At 62.3% G+C, this 3,672-nt stretch carries 4 protein-coding genes; 3 read left to right on the top strand and 1 reads right to left on the bottom strand.

Annotation, left to right across the window (positions count from 1 at the left end; genetic code table 11):
• Nucleotides 1-148: 148 nt before the first annotated feature.
• From cysT to DYI24_RS23130, 3 genes are read left to right on the top strand one after another with little or no spacing between them, the layout of a single operon-like run.
• Nucleotides 149-985, top strand: a complete 837-nt coding sequence (gene cysT / locus DYI24_RS23140) for a sulfate ABC transporter permease subunit CysT (protein WP_107342935.1) — start codon at nt 149-151, stop codon at nt 983-985.
• A 4-nt stretch (nt 986-989) separates the two neighbouring features.
• Nucleotides 990-1,904 carry a sulfate ABC transporter permease subunit CysW gene (cysW, locus tag DYI24_RS23135; RefSeq protein ID WP_164574001.1) on the top strand — a complete coding sequence of 305 codons (915 nt, stop codon included), beginning with the start codon at nt 990-992 and terminating at the stop codon, nt 1,902-1,904.
• Entirely contained in the window at nt 1,894-2,940 is a 1,047-nt protein-coding gene (locus DYI24_RS23130; protein ID WP_164574000.1) for a sulfate/molybdate ABC transporter ATP-binding protein, read from the top strand. Before cysW ends, DYI24_RS23130 begins: the two co-directional genes overlap by 11 nt.
• A gap of 533 nt (nt 2,941-3,473) precedes the next feature.
• On the opposite strand, the gene DYI24_RS28145 is transcribed toward DYI24_RS23130, so the two are convergent.
• Nucleotides 3,474-3,672, bottom strand: a 199-nt coding sequence (locus DYI24_RS28145; RefSeq protein ID WP_205523647.1) for a hypothetical protein, incomplete at its 5' end; no start/stop codon positions are given.

The raw sequence follows: 3,672 nt of genomic DNA, 5'->3' as shown, positions 1-3,672 counted from the left end.
GTGCTTCCACCCGTCATTGCGAGCCGAAGATGAAGCAATCCAGCTCCGTGCACGACGCTGGATTGCTTGGTCGCTTCGCTCCTCGCAATGACGCCGATGTTGCGTTGGTGCATGTCGATCTACATGGAAGCTTCGCACAGGTGACGCCATGACTGCTGTTGCGCAACGTCGCTCGTTGCCCGGCTTCGGCCTCACCATGGGGCTGACGATCACCTGGCTATCGCTGATGATCCTGATCCCGCTGGCAGGGCTGTTTGTCAAAACCGCCGAGCTGAGCTTCGCCGACTTTTGGTCGACGGTGACGGCGCCGCGCACCCTGCATGCGCTGAAAATCTCGTTCGGCCTGGCGTTCGCCGCAGCCTGCGTCAATCTGGTCGCCGGGCTGCTGATCGTCTGGGCGCTGGTGCGCTACCGTTTTCCGGGCCGCCGGATCTTCGATGCGATCGTCGACATCCCGTTCGCGCTGCCGACCGCGGTGGCCGGTATCGCGCTGACCACGCTGTTCGCGCAGAAGGGCTGGCTCGGCGCGCCGCTGGCTGCGCTCGGCATCAAGGTGGCGTTCACGCCGCTCGGCATTTTCCTGGCGATGATCTTCATCGGGATTCCGTTCGTGGTGCGCACCGTGCAGCCGGTGCTACTCGATCTCGACACCGAACTCGAAGAGGCGGCCGAATGCCTCGGCGCTTCGCGATGGCAGACGATCTGGCGCGTCATTCTTCCCTCACTGACGCCGGCGCTGCTCACCGGCTTCGCCCTCGCCTTCGCTCGCGCGGTCGGCGAATACGGCTCGGTGATCTTCATCGCCGGCAACCTGCCCAATGTTTCGGAGATCGCTCCCTTGCTGATCGTGATCCGGCTGTCGGAATTCCGCTATGCCGACGCTACCGCCATCGCGGTGGTGATGCTGATCTTCTCGTTCCTGATCATCTTCGTCCTCAACCGGATCCAGCACTGGGCGCAGTCCCGGTCGCTGGCCACGGCGTGACGCCATGACGATGATTGCAACCAGTCAAGTCAGGCGTGCAGCGATCGCATCTGCAGACGCCGCCGCGCCAGCCGCCGCCGGACGCCGGTCCGCCCACACCGAGCCCGCTTGGGTGCGGCTACTGATCATCGGCTTCGCCCTCACCTTCCTCACCGTGTTCGTGGTGCTGCCGCTGATCCTGGTGTTTTCCGAGGCCCTGGCGAAAGGCATCACGTTCTATCTGTCAGCGCTGGCCGACGAGGAAGCGCTGGCGGCGATCAAGCTGACGCTGATTGCGGCCGGCATTTCGGTCGGTCTCAATCTGGTGTTCGGCGTCATCGCCGCTTGGGCGATCGCGAAATTCGACTTTCCCGGCAAGACTTTCCTGATCACGCTGATCGATCTGCCGTTCTCGGTCTCGCCCGTGATCTCCGGCCTCGTCTTCGTGCTGCTGTTCGGCGCGCAAGGCTGGTTCGGGCCATGGCTGATGGCGCATGGCGTCCAGATCCTGTTCGCGGTCCCAGCGATCGTGCTGGCGACGACCTTCGTCACCTTCCCGTTCGTGGCGCGCGAACTGATCCCGCTGATGCAGGAGCAGGGCCAGCAGGAAGAAGAAGCCGCGATCTCGCTCGGCGCCAGCGGCTGGACCACCTTCTGGCGCGTCACGCTGCCGAACATCAAATGGGGCCTGCTGTACGGCGTGCTGCTGTGTAACGCCCGAGCAATGGGTGAGTTCGGCGCTGTGTCGGTGGTCTCCGGCCATATCCGCGGCGAGACCAACACCATGCCGCTGCTGGTCGAAATTCTCTACAACGAGTACCAGATGGTGGCCGCATTCGCGATCGCCTCGCTGCTGGCGCTGCTCGCGCTGGTGACGCTGATCGTCAAGACCGTGCTGGAAGGCCGCATTGAAGAGGGGTTGCATCCCGATGACCATTGAAGTCCGCAACATCGTCAAGGAATTCGGCAGCTTCCGCGCACTCGACAATGTCGACCTGCGGGTCGAGACCGGCGAGCTGATGGCGCTGCTCGGCCCCTCCGGCTCCGGCAAGACCACGCTGCTCCGGATCATTGCCGGCCTCGAGTGGCCGGACTCCGGCGTGGTGACGATCGACGGAGAAGACGCGCTGGCCCACGGCGCGGCCGAGCGCCACGTCGGCTTCGTATTCCAGCACTACGCGCTGTTCCGGCACATGAACGTGTTCGAGAACGTCGCGTTCGGCCTGCGCGTCCAGCCGCGCAAGATCCGCAAGAGCGAAGCGGAGATCAAGAAGCGGGTCGGCGATCTGCTCGATCTGGTACAGCTCGGCTGGCTTGCCGATCGCTATCCCAACCAATTATCCGGCGGTCAGCGTCAGCGTATCGCGCTCGCCCGCGCGCTGGCGATCGAGCCCCGCATCCTGCTGCTCGACGAGCCGTTCGGCGCGCTCGATGCCAAGGTGCGTAAAGAACTGCGCGCCTGGCTGCGCAATCTGCACGAAGAGATTCACGTCACCTCGATCTTCGTGACCCACGACCAGGAAGAGGCGCTCGAAGTCGCCAACCGCGTCGTGGTGATGGACAAAGGCCGGATCGAACAGATCGGCTCGCCCGGCGATGTCTATGAGCGCCCGGCATCCGCCTTCGTGCACGGCTTTATCGGAGAATCGATCGTGCTGCCGGTCGAGGTGCGTGACGGCCGGGTCCGGCTCGGCGACCGCGACCTCGATCTCACAGCACAGGACACCGCCGCCGGCCCCTCCAAGCTGTTCGTCCGCCGCCACGACGTGACGGTCGGCCCGAGCGGCAGCGGCGTGTTTGAAGGTGCGGTGAAAGCCGTACGTGCGTTCGGCCCGATGCAGCGCGCCGATATCGTGCTGAGCGGCCTCGGTGGCGATACGCTGATCGAGATCGACGCCCCGCGCGATCACTCCCTCAAGGTCGGCGACCGTATCGGCCTGCACCCCCAGCGCTACCGCATCTTCGCCGACCGTTAGACCTTGGCTCTTCCGGTTGTGTAACGCGGCTCGCAGACCTGCGGGCCGCTAGAGTTCGGCTCGTCCGAGTGATAGGCCGAGGCCGCGCGCGCACTTACCAATCTACCGATCCCACGATTGCGCAACGATTCGACAAGCTCACGGCCAAGCTCCTGCCTCCGCGGCACCTGATTACAGAGAAGCACCCAGCGCCACCACTGAGCACCTTGCGGCAGGTCGAAATCATCATTTTCTCGCTAATGATAATCAATTGACCGCCCCAAACACGGGACAGGTCACGACAATAAGTAATATGTTGCCGCAGCGATTAGTCGATGAAGAGCACTTCATATCCGCGCAGCATTCAACCCCTGCGACAGAACGCCACAACATGGACCACCGCGGAGCACCATGATCCGCACCAACGCTGCATTGCGCACAGTGCAATTTGATTAGTTACAATCATGAGTTAGGCGTGCCAGCGACAACTACTCAACCACCGCACCCCAACTCACTCGCTGCATATGCTAACAGATGTGAGTAATTGATCTCGATCAAATACGCGTTTTAGTACGGTATGTGAATTTTGATGACAGATTGTGACTAATTACTTCCCGGACAACTCCGGCAAGCGTCGTGATGCAGGCTGAACCTGCACGAACGGACTTTTTCAAACTGAAATGATCTTCGCTCGAAGTCGCCCGCGACACGTGGACGGCGATCGATGGTGGCTGACAAACATCATTGTGCTTT

The sequence above is a fragment of the Rhodopseudomonas sp. BR0C11 genome (genome assembly GCF_010820945.1).
Taxonomy (GTDB): Bacteria; Pseudomonadota; Alphaproteobacteria; order Rhizobiales; family Xanthobacteraceae; genus Rhodopseudomonas; species Rhodopseudomonas palustris_H.
The sequence above is the reverse complement of the archived record's forward strand: the minus strand, read 5'-3'. Positions and strand labels throughout refer to the sequence as shown.